Source organism: Chitinivibrionales bacterium (assembly GCA_035516255.1).
Classification (GTDB): domain Bacteria; phylum Fibrobacterota; class Chitinivibrionia; order Chitinivibrionales; family FEN-1185; genus FEN-1185.
Window position 1 is genome coordinate 233,698 of sequence record DATJAL010000052.1, and the last position, 17,260, is coordinate 250,957.

The following is a 17,260-nucleotide window of genomic DNA, read 5'->3' on the forward strand; positions in this document are numbered from 1 at the left end:
TGCAGGATTGTCCAAGGGGCCCGCGGGAAACCGCGGGCCTTTTTTAATGTATTTTACATCACCATGAACATCGGCGTTGACATCAAGGCCCTTTACAAGGGAAAGGCAGGAATCGCCGCCTACATCCGAAACACGCTTGACAAGCTCCAAGAGACGGACCACGCCAACCGGTATTTTCTGTTTGAAAAAAGGCCCAGCTCCTATACGACAACAAACCCCCGCTTTCAAAAAATACTGGTTCCCTCCAGACTGCCGGGCACCCTGTGGCTCATGTTCATCCTGCCGTTTCATCTGAAGAAATATTCCATCGGCGTGTTCTGGGGGCCGGAGCAGCTTATTCCCTGCGTTTTCGGGCAGGCCGGCGTTAAAATGGTGTCAACCATCCTCGACCTGACGCTCCTGCATTATCCCGAAACAATGCAGACCACCAATTTTCTCGTCAACAGGCTGTTCCTGAGGAGGAGCGTTTGCAAATCGGACAAGATCCTTACGATTTCCAACTTCATTAAAAAAGACATATGCGAATCATTTCCGCGTGGTGCAACGTCCGATAACGTCGTGGTGACCTATCCGGGCAGCCCCGAGTGGGAAAAGACCTGGGTTGCCGCGCAGGGCAGGGGAGAGCATCTGCTGTTTGTGGGGAGCTTCGAGCCGAGAAAAAACCTTTCAAGCCTTCTTAAGGCGCTGTGCTTCCTCAAGGACGAGAGAAACAGGGCGATTTCACTGCGTATCGTGGGGCCGCCGGGATGGAAGAACGACGCGGTGCACCATTTTATCAAGACCAACAATCTGGAAGGCCACGTCACCTTCAAAGGCTACTGCGGCGAAACGGAGTTGGCGCGGGAATACGCGTCGTGCAAGGCATTCGTATACCCGTCGCTGTACGAAGGGTTCGGCCTTCCGGTGCTTGAGGCGCTTGCCGCGAACACACTCGTACTTTCGTCCGGCGGCACGGTCATGGACGAAATCGCCGGAGGATGTTTTGTCTCATTTGATCCTGCAAATCCGCGTGACATTGCGGAAAAGATTCTGACGGTGTATCAGAAGGATTTCGATCCAACGCCGTACCTGAAGGGTGCGAAGGACGTGCTGGCAAGGTATTCGTGGAAGTCAACGGCGGAAAAGACGATGGAAGTGCTGATGACGGTGTGATGACAGGATAAGTCATCGCTTGTCCGGCAATATATCCGTATTGAAATAAGGCCTGTAATTCAATTCATATTTCAAATCCCTATTTCTTTCCCCGATTTTTTTCGCCGGATTCCCAGCAACCACCGTAAAATCCCCAAAGCTTTTCGTCACCACCGCTCCGGCGCCCGCCACGCAACCTTTTCCTAGATGTACACCAGGAAGGATAACGGCACGCATTCCGGTCCAAACATAATCATCTAAGACTACTTTTTCTCCCCGCGTGGCGAAATCAATTGAGGCGGGATCGTGGTCAAGCGAGATGATGCAGGTTTCGGGGGAGAGGCTCACATCGCCGCCGATTTCGATTCCGATGCGTCCGTCAAGATAGCAGTTCCGGTTGATCACGGTGTTATGTCCGATTGCAATGAGACGGCCGGTGAAGAAACATCCGGTGTGGACCGCGCAGTTATTTCCCATTTTTATGCGGAGCACGCTCCGCAGATAGCGATGACGCACCCAATAGAACGGAATATGGGTGACAAAAGCATTGTACAAATAATATTGCAAAGCACTTGCGGGTTTAAGCATATAAGTTTCCCTCAACTATCGCAATACGATCAGACACGGCGCCGTAGTATTAAAATATATCAGGGGGAGAAACGCATTTTTGCCTCCATTGTGGCGAATTCAAGGGGTGTTGAAGTATATTTTACTTTTTACAAATATCTTTTAGCTTTCGATTAGCATGGTTGCCTTGCAATTTTATTTCGGGGAAAGGACAACCTTATGAGCACGTCGTCAAAATATCTTCTAGTGGTGGGATCTTTCCTGCTCGCGGCCGTTCTTACGATCGGCGTTATTTATTATCGGACCTCCATCGCAGACGGCAAACAGGTTGCCCAGCCCACGGGGATCGTGATGGAGTATCCGTTCCACGGAACGATGTTCCCGCCGGATATTGCCGCCCCGACGTTCAAGTGGGAGGACACGCGGCCCACCGCTGACAAATGGAACATCACGGTGCGGTTCAAGGACAATCCCGACACGCTCCACTTTACTTCCAGTAAAAAGAAATGGATCCCTTCCGGAGATGTGTGGGAAAAAATAAAGCTCAATTCGCTTGGAAAAACGGCCGTTTTTGAGATCCGCGGCGTGAGCGGCGCCAGGCCGAAAAAAGTCCTTTCGGGCGGCCAGGTGACGTTCCAGACTTCGCCCGACTCCGTGGTTGCCCCCATCTTCTACCGCGAAGTGAACTTGCCTTTCATGGAGGCGGTAAAGGACCCTACCAATATCCGGTGGCGTTTCGGCTCCATCTCATCCGATGAACAGCCGAGAATCGTGCTGCAGAAACTGCCGGTGTGCGGCAACTGCCATTCGTTTTCGAGGGACGCCAAGGTCATGGGGATGGAAGCCGATTGCGGCAACGACAAGGGCGCGTACGCCATCATGCCTGTCAAGCAGGACATCGTGCTCGACCGGTCGAAAATCATCAGCTGGTCCTTTTACAAAATGCCTGGCGAAGACAAGGAGCCCACGTTCGGACTCAACAACCAGGTGTCGCCCGACGGCCGTTACGTCGCGGGCACGGTCAAGGACCAGGCGATCGCCGTGTACCGTCCCAACCTCATGTTCTCGCAGCTGTTCTTTTTTGTAAAGGGAATGGTCTCGATCTACGACCGGCAGACCAAGGCGATGTACGTTCTGCCAGGCGCCAGCGACCGGCGGTACGCGCAGACCAATGCGACGTGGAGCCCGGACGGCAAGTACCTGGTGTTCGTCAGGTGCAAGTCCTATAATCTTGACATTTTCAACCGCCAGCGCCGCGCCCTTATCCAGGGCCCCGAGGCCGAGCAGTTCATCGAGACGGAGGGCAAAAACATCAAATACGACCTGTGCCGCGTGGCGTTCAACAACGGCAAGGGTGGCACCCCCGAGCCGCTCAAGGGCGCGTCGAACAACGGCATGAGCAATTATTTCGCGAAATATTCTCCGAACGGAAAGTGGATCGCGTTCTGCCGGGCGAACAATTTTATTTTCCTCCAGCCCGACTCGAAGCTCTACATCATGCCGGCGGAGGGCGGCGAGGCGCGCGAGCTGTCGTGCAACATGTCGATCCTCAATTCGTGGCACAGCTGGTCGCCCAACAGCAAGTGGCTGGTGTTTTCCTCAAAAGTCAACGGCCCGTATACCCAGCTCTTTCTCACGCACATCTCCGACAGCGGGACGAGCTCGCCGCCGGTCGTGCTCGACCGATTTACGAGCGTCGACAGGGCGGCGAACATTCCGGAATTCGTCAACGGACCGTCCGATGCGATTCTCAAGATCCGCGAAAACTATCTCGATGCGTATTCGTACCACCGGATCGCCGAGGCCTTCCATCTTGCCGGCGATTTCGAGCACGCGATCCCGGCTTGGCGGAATGCGATCAAGTATAATCCGAGGAATTATTTCGCGCACAACAATCTCGGCGCGCTTCTCTACCAGAAAGGGCTTAAGGATGATGCGGCGGAGGAGTTCAAGGCCGCCATCAATCTCCACATTGACGACGAAGACCATTACGAGGCGCACACCAATTACGGCAAATACCTTCTTGAAAAGGGCGAGATCGACAAGGCCATCGCGGAATTGTCCATCGCCTATAAGTTGCACCCCGACAGCATCACCAAGAAAAATCTTGAAACGGTGCGCAGCAACAAGAAGACCATTGCCAAGCAGGAAGCGCTCCAATACAATGACTGAGAGCTCGCAAGCCCGCGGGGAGGGCGGCCACACTGCTGTTTTCGGCCGCGGAAAAGTAAAAAGCGTCTATGCCACGCTGCGGCCCGCGGCCGGCGAAGACGGCGCCTCGTTTGCGCGCCGACTCGTTGACCTGCTCAACAAAAACAACGCTTCATTTGTCAAATGCGACGTGTTCGGGTCCTGCGGCGCCTACAACGGGTTCATGCGGGAGCTCGAAACCGCTGTGCCGCCGCACGGCCTGCCCGTGACGTGGGTCGAGGGCGCCGGATGCGGCGGGCACCCGATCGCGGGCGCAGCGGTCCGTTGCGTTACAGGCGTTGAGGCCGAAACCATATTTCTCAATACCAGACCCGTGGGCAGGCTTTACGAGGATGACTTCGCCCGCTTCTGCCTTCTGGGCGGAATCCATTCCAATGCGCCCACGGTCATGCCCGGCCAGCAGACCCAGATGACGCTGGAGGCGCTGGAGGCCGCGCTCAACGCGGCCGGCATGGACATGACCAACATCGCGCGTACCTGGTTCTACAACAACTGCCTGCTCGAGTGGTACGATTCGTTCAACGCGGCAAGGACCCGTTTCTACAGGGAGCGGGGCATTTTCGACAGGATGCTTCCGGCGAGCACCGGCATAGGCGGGAAGAACCCCCATGAGTCGGCGCTGGTTGCCGGAGCCGAAGCGGTCGTGTTCAAACATGCCAAGGCCTCCATGGAGGCCGTTGCCTCGCCGCTCCAGAACCAGGCCTTCAGCTACGGAAGCGCGTTTTCGCGGGCGGTGGAGTTGAAGACGCCGGCGGAGCGCCGGCTTCTTGTTTCGGGGACCGCAAGCATCAACGAGGCGGGGAAAACGGTGTTTGAAGGCGATCTGCACGGACAGATAAAGCAGACGCTGGACGTGGTGGAGGCGCTGCTTCGCTCGCGGCAGATGGGCTGGACCGACGTGGTGCGCGCAATCGCCTATGTAAAGCAGCCCGGTTTTGCAAAGGATTTCTCGAAGTATTGCGCGTCGTCCGGATTGCCCGCGCTCCCCTGGATCATCGCGCACAACGAAGTATGCCGGGACAACCTGCTGTTCGAAATCGAAGTGGATGCCGTGACGGCCGCCGCCGGTTGACGCAAAAAACCTCCTCGGCGCCTGCTTGCCGCCGCGCCCGGAAGCTCCGCTATGAAAGAAAACGGTCCGCTCAAAAAAGAACGCCAGCCGGCCCTTCTCTCCGCCACTACGAGCGCCCGTTGGGTGATGGCGATTTTTTTCTGCTCGGGCGTCTGCTCCCTCATCGACGAGGTGGTCTGGGTCAGGCTCATTAAGTTGACTTTAGGCAATACCGTCTATGCATCGAGCGTCGTGGTCTCGGTGTTCATGGGCGGCCTTGCGCTCGGGGCGCTCGCCATGGCGCGGTGGGCCGACCGCGTCGCCCGACCGCTGCGGCTCTACGCGCTGCTCGAGATCGTTGTTGCGCTGGTGACCGCCGTGCTTCCCGCCGCGCTCGCCGCCGCCGACGGCGCGTACCGGCTGCTTTTTGTCCCGCTCCAGGCGTCACCGCACCTGCTCATCGCCATGCAGGTCATTGTATCGTCGGCCATCCTATTAGTGCCCACCGTGCTCATGGGGAGCACCTTGCCGCTGCTGGGACGCTATGTCACTGCGCTCCAGGAGCGTATCGGCAGCAGCGTCGGCGGGCTCTACGCAATTAACACGCTGGGCGCAGTAACGGGCTGCTTTCTTGCCGGGTTCGTGCTCATGCGGGCAATCGGCGTGATACCCACCCTATATGCCGCGGCGGGACTCAACGTGTTGGTCGCGCTTGCGGGATGGCAACTGTCGGGCAGAAGCGCCGCCTTGCTACGGGCGGCGGCGCCGGCGGTTTCCGAAAAGTCAATTCCCCCGACGGCGGGCGCCGCGCGCTGGCTGCTCGGCTCCCTCTTTTTTGCGAGCGGCTGCATCAGCATCGGCTATGAGCTCATCTGGATGCGCAGCATCGTGATCCCGCTGGGTGGATTCACCTATGTTTTTTCGGCGGTGCTGACCATCTACCTGCTCGGAAACGTGCTCGGCGTGTGGATCGGAACCTTCCTGTCGCGCCGCGTGCGCAATCCGGCGTTCGGCACGGCGCTCTGCCTGTCGCTTCTTGGCGCCTGCGGCATTTTTTTTGTGCCCTGGCTTGTGGAATGGCTCAAGCGTTTGTTCGATCTTTCAAACGGCGCTCTGCTTCCGGTGATGCAGAACATCGCCGGCTGGGTGCTGGTGCGGCCGCTGCTGTACTGCCTCGTCTTGTTCCTGCCCGCCGCAATGATCATGGGAATGGGTTTTCCGCTCGCGCTTCAGGCCTGGAATTCGCGGACGCGCGGCGCGGGAAACACCACCGGCTCGGTGTACGGCATCAACACGATCGGCGCGATCTGCGGCGGCATTGTCACCGGCTTCGTGCTTATCCCGCTGCTGGGCGCGCAATGGTCGGTTGTCGGGCTGGGGCTGCTCGGCGTTGTTCTCGGCGCTGCAGCGACGCAGGCGTTTTTCACGCCCAGAAATATTGCGTTGCGGACGGTGTACGCCATGCTCGCCCTGGCTGTCGTCGCCGCCGTCGTCCTGGTGCCCTCGAATCTTTTCGTAAAAAGAATCGTTGCGATTCCCGGCCTGCAGACCGTTGCGGTGCGGGAAGGCGTCACCGCCACGGTTTCGGTCACGCTGCGGCCGCAGGACGGCGCCATGGAGCTCACCTCCGACGGCGTGCGCGTTGCCGGCGACGACATTCACCGTTCGGCGCAGCAATGCCTCGGCAACATGGGGGTTCTGCTGCATCCCGATGCGCGCAGGGTCCTTTCGGTGGGGTTCGGCTCTGGCGAGACCGTGAAATGCCTTTCACGGTATCACCTGCGGAAAATCGACTGCGTGGAAATCGCGCCCGAACTCATCGACCTCGCGTGCAAGTATTTCCGGCATATCAATCTGGGCGATTGGAAGGACTCCTCGCTGTCGATCATCAGCATGGACGCGTTCAATTACATGCACGTGACAAACCGGACCTACGACGTGATCATCAACGATGCGAACCTGCCTTCGCACTCGGCCTGCGCGCCGCTCTTTACAAAGGAACATTTCCTGAATTGCGCAAACCGCCTCAATCCGCGCGGGCTTTTTTTCACTAAGCTGCCGCTGGCCGATATTTCGGAGAGCTCGTTCAACAGCATCCTGGGCACTTTTCTGGAGGCCTTTCCGCAGGTGACGCTGTGGTTTCCCGTGACGCGCCCCTACATCTTTTTTTACCTCATCGGCTCGCGCCAGGAGATGCTTTTTTCCCCTGAAAACATCGACCGGATGCTTGCCGCCGACACCGTCCGCGCCGCCTCGGGTTTCCTGCGGTTCCACAGCAGCCATGACGTGCTGAGTTGCTACATCGCCGACCGGAACGATCTTTCCCGGTACCTCAAGGCGTATCACCGGAACGCCAGCAACACGCCCTACATTGAATTCAATGTCGATCAGAAGGCGCTGCCGCTGCGGCCGTTCTTTAAGCAGCTTACCGCCGCGGTCCGCAGCGCTTCGCTGTATAATCACATCGACTGGGGCGGCTTCTCCGATGAACAGAAAAGCAGGTGGCTCGCCGACCAGCGCATCCAGGACGAGGCCACGGCATGCGTGCTGCAAACGGTGGGCGAGGAGGATAGGTGGCAGAAGCTCTCAATATGCGGAAAAGGGCTCAGGGCCGTGCCGGGCAACGCGGTACTGCTCGATGAGGAGGACGGCGACCTCCAGGAGGCGCAGAGCATGCTCAATATGAACAAGGCGGATTTCATTGGCGACGTCGCCAATGCCATGCTGATCAGGGACTCGAGCAGCGCAGCAGGATGGATACTGTTTTCGTGGACGCTGCAGCGCGGCGGCCGGGTTTCTGAAGCGCTTGCTGCCGCGCAGTCGGGAGTCGCACGGGCGCCCTGGAGTGTTTCGGCTCTTGACAATTGCGCCACCATCCTTCTGCAGTCCCAGGCGTTCGACGCCGCGATTTCCCGGTGCGACACGGCGCTGCGCCTGGCACCCGACCGCGCCCGGAGCCGCATCGTGCGCGGCATGGCGCTCTACGCAAAAGGCCAAATCGATGGTGCCATCAAAGAATTTACTAAGGTGGTTCAACTGCAGCCCCGCAATGCGCACGCTTGGTGCATTCTGGGCGATATTTACCGCGAAAAAAATGAACGCAGGCTTTCTGAACAGGCGTACCGGGAGGCGCTGAAGATCGACCCGTATTATAACGATGCGCAAAACGGGTTAAACGCGCTTGGACAGCTCTAGCGAATTTTCATCTCGTGGTATTGATAAGCTGCTTTCATTTTTTTATTCCATCAAGATTTTAATATTGACACATAGCAATTCGAGCGAATTCGCGCGATATTTGACGTGGGGGATTGACCGGAAAGGGAGTAACGACCTGGGCCGCATAAATGGCGTACGTGACTGTAGAATCGGATAAATCTAAAACTGTTGACAAAAAGAAAGCCGCAGAGACAATTCCGCGGCTTTCTACTTAACTAAAACTTAAAAGAACTTGTCAGCTCAGTCGGTAAGCCCGAAGCCGTACGCATACATTCCGGTCTGGCCATCGCCGGAGTTGATGGGCTCCTGGGCGCTGCTCGTGGGCCATGTCACCGGCAGCTTCCCCGAGAACTTGTAATCACCGAACAGCACGTCGGCTATGCCTTCTCCTTCCGTGCCCGGCAGACACGACCATATGAATGCGTCGCAATTGTTGATGACCGTGGAAATGTCGAGCACTCTTCCCGCGATCAGCATTCCGATGACCTTCTTGCCCGCCGTATGCGCCGCGGCAACCTCGTTGATCACGGCCTGGTTCGTGCCCGTCGCATCATTCCCCGTCAAGTTGATGTTGGGAAATGAGGTCTCGGCATAAGGATTCTCGCTGAACACCGCGAGAATGTAATCGGAATTGCCCACCGCGTTCGGGCTTGATACAAAGCTCACCGTGGCGCCCACCGCCTGGCACGCGGTGCGTATCGACGTGCCGCCGCCGCCCGGGATCGCGCCCTGCTGGCCCTGCCAGCTCACGGTCCATCCGCCGCACTGGATGCCGATATCGTCTCCCGCCTGTCCCCATATCGCAAGGTTCGCGGTCTTGGGCATGGGCAGGACGTTGTTGGCGTTCTTGAGCAGCACCTGCGAGGCGCGTACGCATTGCCGTGCCACGTCCCTGTGCGCTGCGCACCCGACCAACGGGGTGAGCCGGCGGTCGGCGAGCGGATTGTAACCCGAATTGAACATGCCCATCCATGCCTTGACGCGCAGCACGCGCTTGCATGCATCGTAGATTCGCGCCTGCTGGGTTGCGCCCATGGCGGCCATCTTCACAAAATTATTGTTATTGTTTGGATCATTTGTCGCGATGATTCCTATGTTGCAACCCGGCGCCATGGGTACGTCGACGCCGGCTCCCTCGCAGGTGGGCAACGGCCATGATGCTTCCCAGTCACCCACAACGAGGCCTTTGAAACCTGGGGAAGGAGGGGTGCCTGTGTTGGTTGAGTCTTTCAGCCAACCTGTTATTAGCGTCTTGTTCTGATGCATTGGCGTGCCGTCACACCAGCTGGAAAATGAGGGCATGACCGTGGCGACGCCTGCGGCAACTCCGGCCGCATAACCGGGCAGATTGATTGCCCGTGCCGTTGCATCGGGACCTACCGTCTCGCCCTGGTTGACGCCGTTAGCCGTATTGCCGTCGCCTGCGAAATGTTTGATACATGCCGCGTATGACAATGGGCAGGACAGGTCGGTAAGTTGAGCGCCCAGCACGGCGTGCCTCGCCATGATCTGCGTGCGCTCAGGAGTTTCGCAGAAGCCCTCGTACGAGCGGCCCCAGCGGTCGTCGCGAATTACCGCGATACAGGGACCGAATCCCCAGTTGCAGCCCGAGCCGCGCACTTCGAGCGCGGCAACGCGCCACGCCTTCTGCACCAGCAGAGAGTCCTGGACTGCGCCCAGCGCCAGGTTGTGCGGCAGCATTGTGGCGCCCGGAACCGCGCTTGCCCCGTGCACAAAGTCGTAGGCCGCCATGATAGGGATCTTGAGTGCGGTGCCCATCATTGCCGTTTGACAACCGTCAACCTGGTCGGCGCAAGCCGAGGCGCTGGAGCCGACCAATGCGCCACCGCCGCCGAATATGCTTCCGCAGTTGTTGGAAGCACATGAGGATGCAAGATTGCCGATGCTGTTCGGCGGCATGCAGAGTTGTCCGTACCTCTGGAGATCGGTCATTTGGTTGAATAGCGCGTCGACCTTGCTCTCGATGTCAATCGGCGCAATGGTCACGTTGCCAACGTTGTCGGAATAGGTTTGAATGGGAACATAAGTGGGGGCATAGCCGGTCTTTCCGACACGGATCGAATCGATGACCGCGAGCTTCTTAGCCATAACCATGGGCGTGTTCGATGACGAAAGCTCATATACGGAAGCCGAACCGGTTCTCAGACCGGTTTTTAACAGTTTACGATAGATCACCTGGTTTCCCGCCCTGATCTTCATCAGGTAAACGGATTTTGAAAGTTTTGAGGTGATGGGCTCAAGAGCATAGATGCCTTTTTCGATTCTGGCATTATAAACCGATTCCACTTTTTTTCCACTGATATCAAAGATGTCGATGGAGACCGGCCCTTCTCCAAGCAGGGTTAGAGTCGAATTCTGCTGAAGAGGTTGGCTTGTGGAAACCGAATAGCCGCCGAAGGTCCCATCTGACTTGGAAAAATCCCATGACAGGCGCTTTGCAATGCTCTGGTACGTGACTGTGGCATTTGCTACCGGTGACCCATTTGCGAGAACGACTTTTCCTGAAACCGAAAAGTCAAGGCTTTGGGCAAATACTGTTGTATATGCCAGCAAGGCTACAGCAGTGAGTGAAATAAATTTTATACTTTTCATGAAATGATCCTCCTCAATAAGTTTGTTTGCTTTTTGGTATTTGCAATGTTCGGTAGCTAAAAAGCCATAGGGCTCCTTTCTTTAATTTAAAGACTTTGTTGGCCCCCCAACTGTATTTATAAAATTAATACAGAAATTGGTGACTTGTGAAAGGAAAAAATGGAATAATTTTATTTTACTTATAAAATATACCCAAATACATTAGACTTTTCCAAAAATATTGCAAGATTTTGTATACACGGCGTATACACATAAAAGTTCAATATCGGAAGCATGATTAAAGAAAATTAATGGAGATAAAAAAAAGATATACCGATTTGTAACTAATTGAATAATAAGACTACTACAATATTTTTCCAGTTTTTAATTTTTAAAATGGCCTTTCTTTTCGTGGCGAGTTGGTGGGAGAAGTTTTAAAAATGCTTTCAGTTTGATAAATTAAGCCTTATTCTTTTTTCTTGCTTAAACCAATTTAATCCACATATATTAACCAATCAATCGAATAATATTTTTTAACCTCAAGGCACCTCAATTTATTCTTTATTTTGCCGATGGAAGTGACAACCGCAGAAATAATCCGAGTCTCACTTAATTAACAACCAATCATTCCTCAAAGGGGGGTAAATGAAAAAATTACTTTTCACAGTTCTTGGCGTGAGCGCGCTCTTTGCCGCGATGTGCTTGAACGGCTGTTCAACAGAGCCGAAAGGGACGGAAGGCAGGATAACCGTAAGCGATACCTTGCCCGTCGGAACGGCGAGTGTTGATACCATTACTCTCAAGGACGCAGATCTCACCGCTGATACGCAGAGCGTGAAGGTGACAAGCGGTGTAGACAATACAGGTATCTATCTCGTTCTATCCGGCAAAAACGGCATCTACAAAGGTGTGCTGTCATTTTCCACCGCAGCTTCCACGCCCAACAGCACGATACTGGTGAACCAGAACGGTACAGTAACGGTTACTTATAAGGATGCAAAACCCGCCGGAACACGGACGGAAATCTTAATTTGGAAAGCCGGAACCCTTGGTGTTGCTCTTGATAAATCCTCGTATCAAGGTGTTTCCACTCCCATGATCATCACGGTTACAGACACTAACGTGGCAAGCCAAACGGTGAGCGTCAATGTCAGCACAACCACATTTACCACACCTGTTCAGGTGATACTCGCGATGGATGCTACGAAATACGGGGTATATACTGGTTCCGTTTACTTCACGGTCGGCAATACTGCCACAATTAAAGACACCATTCGCGTAAAAGACCAAGACAATGTCACGGTATCTTATTCTTGCGCCCTTATTCCGGGATTGGCCGCAGCTACTGCATCGGCGAAGTGGGCGGCGCTTGCTTCGAGCGTCGCGCCGGGCGCAGCCACGTATACCGGACTCGCAAACAAAATGGTGATCAACGTTACCGACTCGAACGTCACGACCCCGACGGTAACCGTACATCTTAAATCGCAGAAAGACCCGACGGGTATCGATGTTGTACTCAACGGATCGGCGGGATCATACACCGGCCAGGTTGGCGTTTCACTCACCCAGTCATCGGGGCCCAACAGCGTCATCGCCGTTCAAGCTCCCGCGGATACCATGGCGGTTTCATACACAGATCCTGCCGTTGCCAACCCGGTTCTCGGTGCAGTAGTGTGGGCTGCCGGCTCGGTGACCATTGCCCTTGACTCCGCCGCTTATCACGGAACTGCGGAGCAGATGGCCATTTCCCTTACCAACGACCACACCACGGCTGCCTCGCTTGTTGTAAACGTGAGCAGCACCAAAGCCGGAGACACAATCCCCATTACGCTCAATGCCGTTACGGCAACACCATGGGTGTTTACCGGCGCGGCCGGTTTCTCCCTTGGTGCCAAGACCGCCACCGCGGTCGGTGTGAAGGACAGCGATGTTGTTACGGTGTCGTACGCCGATCCGGTTTTGAACGAGACGAAGAGCGCTTCGGCGAACTGGTTTTCGACACAGGTGCCAGCCTTCGGGATCACGGGAGCAGGATACACCAGTGCCACCGCACTCAATCCGAATCTGATTCTCCAGCTCATTCCTTGGACAGGTGGCGGAGTGGCCACATGCACGATTGACAATACCGACTCGCTGGGTGAAGACGGAAAAACGCCGGCTGTTGCGATCACAGCCGGAACCGTTGGCTGGGCAGGATTCGGCTGGGCTGCAGTTGCCTCTGCCGGAAGCGGCACGCTGGCAAGCATTGATATGACGACGTACGCTGCCTGCACACTCCACGTGTCAGCAAAAAGCACGACGGCCACGGATTTCAGCATGCTTGTGGAAAATCTAAACAAGACTGGCCAGACATGGGTTACCGCATCGTCGGTTGGTTTTGTTGCAGACGGAAACTGGCATGATCTTGCAATTCCACTCTCAGCATGGTCCGCGACATGTGACTTGTCCAACGTTGACTATTTCCTCGGTGTAAGCATGGCTCCCTATGTCGCTGGAGAAACACTAGTCCTGGACAATGTGTATTGGACATTGCCTCAATAATGCGGTTATGTGGTAACATCCGTCGTCGTATGGATGCCTGAAAATGAAAAACCCCGCGCAAGTGCGCGGGGTTTTTTTATCCTGTTTGTAAACTTTCCCTGCTGAGGCAAAATTATTTTCATTGATGACCGCTTGCTCTTCATACGATGCGGGAGCGCTTCCGGAAAGGTGGTTTTCGGATTAACAGAGAAATAAAATCTTACCAACCAAAAACACTTATGATTGTTGTTGTATAACAATGAGTTACAACGACGGATATTTATTATAGTTTTCCTTAAGAAAACATTTAGTCATTTATCCCCTTGATAAAAATCCTGCTTTCCCGTATATTTATAACGGAACGAAGATTCTTGAATATAAGAATGTGGCGTTTATGATCGACATTTATGAATATATCGATTACCGTAAACTTCTCAAGGATCTTTACCTTGAAAAGAAAAAGGAGTTTCCATTCTTCTCTTACCGGTACATCGCCCGGAAGGTGGGATTCAGCTCTGCCGGTTTCTTCATCAACGTTGTCCAGAGAAAGCGGAACATCTCGTCGGAATTTATATTTAAATTTGCGCAGGTGTTTAAGTTCAAGCGCGCCGAAACCGAATACTTCGAGCTGCTCGTCCGGTTCGACCAGGCCAAGAATCACGACCAGAAAAGATATTATTTCGAAAAGATTCTCGCCTCAAAAAAATCGAAGATCAAGGTAACCGACGCGCAGCATTACGAATTTTACAGCAAGTGGTATTACACCGCGGTGCGCGAGGTGCTGAACTGCTGCAAATTTTCCGGCAATTACGCGGAACTTGCAAAACGGGTATCGCCGCCGATAACGCCCGCCGAGGCGAAAAAGGCGGTGGCGCTCCTCGAGAAAATGGGATTTATCCAAAAGGACGACCGCGGGTGCTATCAGCTCGTTGACGATATCATCACCACGGGGTATGAGGCGAAATCGCTTGCGATCAACAATTTCCTCATATCCACCACCGAGCTTGCGCGGCAAGCGATAGACCGGTATCCGCGGGAGCAGCGGAGCATGTCAACGCTCACCTTCAGCTGTTCGCCCGAGGGTTACGCGCAGATTGATGAGCGTCTTAAACGGTTTAGGCGTGAAATTCTCGAAATCGTAAGGGCGGATAAAAACGTGGATAGGGTGTATCATATTAATTTTCACGTTTTTCCGATGTCCAGTCCGATACCAAAGCCATAGCAAAAAAACACGTATGAGCCAGCTCCGTACACTGTTTTTGCTCATGTGCGCCGCCGCGGTGCTTTACGTCGGCTGTACACCTATGTTGGCCGGCGGCTCAGGTTCGGAAGTCGTCGGAGTTGTCCGTGACGCCTCGTTGAAAGCAGTTTCCAACGCAACCATCTATTTAGATTCGACACGAGCAGATACCGTTTCACAGCCCGACACTTCCCTCAAACATCACGATTCCACGAGCTCCGATGCAAACGGCAATTACCGTTTTACCCTCGCCAGCAACGGGATTTCTGTTTACAACATTTCCTGTTCTGCAAATAAGGGCGCGCTTATCGGATTCAAACCCGACATTGTGGTCAACAGGCCGGTGGATTATAACGGGACTTTTATTGTGACCGTTGATCCCATCACCTTGGCTCCCCCAGGTGCGATAAAGGGGAAGGCCCTCATCAACAGCTTGAATATGGCGGGCATCATCTGCTACATTCCCGGCACGTCGTTTCTTGCAATGACCGATGATTCCGGAACATTCCTCATCTCCAAGGTCCCTGAGGGCACGTACAATGTGTATTATTATTATCCCGGTTACCAAACGGGAAAAACCTCCTCGGTTACGGTAATTCAAAACCAGGTCACCACCATTCCCGCCCTCCAGCTCAGCCTGGATCCGGCCGGTAGGCCGCTTCCGCCGCTCTCCCTTGCCGCCGCCGAAGACACGGTCAACGGTATTGTGAAATTAACGTGGCGGTCTGTCAAGGTTTCAGATCTTGCGGGATATATCGTGTTACGGCAAGGGCCCGGGGATCCCGACTTTGTTCCGTTAAATGCAATCCCAGTCACCGATACCGCATATAACGACGTGGTGTTCAACAATCCCCAAGACACGACCAAGACCTTGATCTACACCGTGAGGGCGGTTGATGCCGACCATAACCAGAGCGACAACGCAATTTCAATTCGAATCGACGTCATCCCGCCATCCTATATCCGCCCGGTGTTGTATTTGTCAATGATTTCCCCGGCATCAGACACCATTGTCGCGGGGACCGCGGCAACGGCCGCCGTCGGATTCAAGTGCAACATCACGAAAACCGACACCATCACCTGGTACGCAAAAGCACCTGACTCGGTGTTCCTCAGAAAAACGGCCGTCATGGCGCTGGCGGGCGGGGACACGCTTTCGTACGTCTGGACCGGTTCCGGCATAAAAAAGGTATGCGTGAACGTTCTTGACGAACGCGGAAACACCTGGCGCGACAGCATCATGCTCAGCGTACGGCCGAAGGCCGTCGCGGTGACGGCAATATCTTCCACCGACAGCACCGTGCGCGTCACGTGGCGGAAATCGGCCGACCCCGCCTTTGCGCAATACCAGTTGTTTGCCGCTGATACCGGAACGGGGACAGCGGCGGTTGTTGCGTCAACGGCAAACGTGAGTGACACCACCTACCTCATTTCAACTAGGACAAACGGCATCAAGAGTTACCGCGTAAGAGTGCTTGCCGCGCAGGGCCTGGTTTCCGACAGCGGCATCGCGCTTGCGGGCGGGATAAAAGATTCACCGCCGCGTTTCACCATCGATACCGCCGCCATCCCGAAAACGGCGAACGCCGCCATGCCGTATCGCGTAAAACTTACCGTCTCAGATGTCAATCTAGACAATCTCTCGTTTGTCCAGCTTTCCTCGGTAACGGGCCTTACCATAGCCGATACCGCGGTAGCCTGGACCCCCGGCGTCGCCGACGTCGGCGTGAAGCATATCAGCGTGCGGGTAAGCGACGGGTGGGGCGGGAGCGATACGATATCCTGGGACGTTACGGTAATGCCGTCGAACGTGTGGTCGAGCATTTCCCCCCTGTCAAAGGCGCGCAGGTTCCTTTCGGCCGCCGTGATCAACGGCGTGCTCTACGCAGCGGGAGGGGGCACCCTTCAATTTGATGGCATGAATTACAACCTGCATCCATGGGACACTGTTGAGGCGTTTACTGTTGCCTCCGGCACCGCCTGGTCGCCGGTGGCTTCGCTTCCCACCGCCCGATACCGAATGGCGTGCGCTTCTCTGGGCGGCACGCTTTTCTGCTTTGGCGGTGCGGGAACCTATGATTATGTGATGCATGTCGATTCTTTCAGTCCGGCGTCGAATTCGTGGGGCGCTGCCGACACGCTCTACAGTGTGCGGGTAGGCGCCGCCGTCTGTACCGTCGGCGGCAAATTCTATCTCATCGGCGGCGAGAGTTATAACGGCACAAGCTTAACGGTGTCCGCGAACATTGACGAATGGGACCCTGGGCTGGGATGGAGTCCCAAAGTGTCTTTGCAAAAGGCGCGCATGGACCATCAGGCCGTGGTGATTAACAATAAGATTTATATCATCGGCGGGCTGGGCGGATCCGACCCGAACAATTGCGTTCCCGAGCAGAGCGTGGAGGTGTTTGATCCGGTCCAAAACCGCATTGATACGGCCGCCCCGCTCAACACGGGCCGCTGGTATTTCGGCGCGGCTGAGGCAAACGGAAAAATCTATGTCGTCGGCGGCCTGTATTCTTTTGATACCGACAGCTCCCAAGCATCCGTTGAGGAGTACGATCCGGTTAAAAATGTCTGGTCATTCAAGGCTTCGCTTCCCGCGGGAAGGTTCGGCTGCGCAGCGGCCTCGTGGCAGGGAAAAATTTACGTGGTTGGCGGCGCTGAAAAAGACGCGACAGGCACAAAGGAAACAAATTCGGTAATGGTGTTTTATCCGTAATCTGCGTCGC

At 55.1% G+C, this 17,260-nt stretch carries 9 protein-coding genes; 7 read left to right on the forward strand and 2 right to left on the reverse strand.

What is annotated here, in order from left to right; genetic code table 11:
* The first annotated feature begins 63 nt into the window (after positions 1-63).
* A complete protein-coding gene (locus tag VLX68_16370) occupies positions 64-1,152 on the forward strand; it encodes a glycosyltransferase family 1 protein (GenBank protein HUI93819.1) in 1,089 nt (362 codons plus the stop codon).
* A 12-nt stretch (positions 1,153-1,164) separates the two neighbouring features.
* Here VLX68_16370 and VLX68_16375 read toward each other — a convergent pair whose 3' ends face one another.
* Positions 1,165-1,719, reverse strand: coding sequence for an acyltransferase (locus tag VLX68_16375; GenBank protein ID HUI93820.1), 555 nt, complete (start codon positions 1,717-1,719; stop codon positions 1,165-1,167).
* A gap of 198 nt (positions 1,720-1,917) precedes the next feature.
* Between VLX68_16375 and VLX68_16380 the strand changes: the two genes are divergently transcribed.
* From VLX68_16380 to VLX68_16390, 3 genes are read left to right on the forward strand one after another with little or no spacing between them, the layout of a single operon-like run.
* On the forward strand, positions 1,918-3,870 hold the full coding sequence (locus tag VLX68_16380; GenBank protein ID HUI93821.1) for a tetratricopeptide repeat protein: 1,953 nt from the start codon (positions 1,918-1,920) through the stop codon (positions 3,868-3,870).
* The gene (locus VLX68_16385; GenBank protein HUI93822.1) at positions 3,863-4,981 is read left to right on the forward strand and encodes a Rid family hydrolase; all 1,119 of its coding nucleotides are present in this window, start codon (positions 3,863-3,865) and stop codon (positions 4,979-4,981) included. Before VLX68_16380 ends, VLX68_16385 begins: the two co-directional genes overlap by 8 nt.
* Positions 4,982-5,032: 51 nt before the next feature.
* Positions 5,033-8,155, forward strand: a complete 3,123-nt coding sequence (locus VLX68_16390) for a fused MFS/spermidine synthase (protein HUI93823.1) — start codon at positions 5,033-5,035, stop codon at positions 8,153-8,155.
* Between the two features lie 261 nt (positions 8,156-8,416).
* Here the strand turns inward: VLX68_16390 and VLX68_16395 are convergent, their stop codons facing one another.
* A complete protein-coding gene (locus VLX68_16395) occupies positions 8,417-10,789 on the reverse strand; it encodes a glycoside hydrolase family 3 N-terminal domain-containing protein (GenBank protein HUI93824.1) in 2,373 nt (790 codons plus the stop codon).
* A gap of 624 nt (positions 10,790-11,413) precedes the next feature.
* On the opposite strand from VLX68_16395, the gene VLX68_16400 reads away from it, so the two are divergent.
* The 3 genes from VLX68_16400 (at position 11,414) to VLX68_16410 (ending at position 17,250) form a co-directional block, all read left to right on the forward strand.
* Positions 11,414-13,309, forward strand: coding sequence for a hypothetical protein (locus VLX68_16400; protein ID HUI93825.1), 1,896 nt, complete (start codon positions 11,414-11,416; stop codon positions 13,307-13,309).
* A 373-nt stretch (positions 13,310-13,682) separates the two neighbouring features.
* Positions 13,683-14,510, forward strand: coding sequence for a TIGR02147 family protein (locus VLX68_16405; GenBank protein HUI93826.1), 828 nt, complete (start codon positions 13,683-13,685; stop codon positions 14,508-14,510).
* 13 nt (positions 14,511-14,523) lie between these two features.
* Complete coding sequence (locus VLX68_16410; GenBank protein ID HUI93827.1) at positions 14,524-17,250, forward strand: kelch repeat-containing protein; 2,727 nt, start codon at positions 14,524-14,526, stop codon at positions 17,248-17,250.
* Positions 17,251-17,260 lie beyond the last annotated feature (10 nt).

Coding starts and splice junctions, on each gene's coding strand:
- VLX68_16405 (HUI93826.1), top strand. CDS start 13,683: ATGATCGACATTTATGAATATATCGATTACCGTAAACTTCTCAAGGAT.
- VLX68_16395 (HUI93824.1), bottom strand. CDS start 10,789: ATGAAAAGTATAAAATTTATTTCACTCACTGCTGTAGCCTTGCTGGCA.
- VLX68_16390 (HUI93823.1), top strand. CDS start 5,033: ATGAAAGAAAACGGTCCGCTCAAAAAAGAACGCCAGCCGGCCCTTCTC.
- VLX68_16400 (HUI93825.1), top strand. CDS start 11,414: ATGAAAAAATTACTTTTCACAGTTCTTGGCGTGAGCGCGCTCTTTGCC.
- VLX68_16410 (HUI93827.1), top strand. CDS start 14,524: ATGAGCCAGCTCCGTACACTGTTTTTGCTCATGTGCGCCGCCGCGGTG.
- VLX68_16375 (HUI93820.1), bottom strand. CDS start 1,719: ATGCTTAAACCCGCAAGTGCTTTGCAATATTATTTGTACAATGCTTTT.
- VLX68_16380 (HUI93821.1), top strand. CDS start 1,918: ATGAGCACGTCGTCAAAATATCTTCTAGTGGTGGGATCTTTCCTGCTC.
- VLX68_16385 (HUI93822.1), top strand. CDS start 3,863: ATGACTGAGAGCTCGCAAGCCCGCGGGGAGGGCGGCCACACTGCTGTT.
- VLX68_16370 (HUI93819.1), top strand. CDS start 64: ATGAACATCGGCGTTGACATCAAGGCCCTTTACAAGGGAAAGGCAGGA.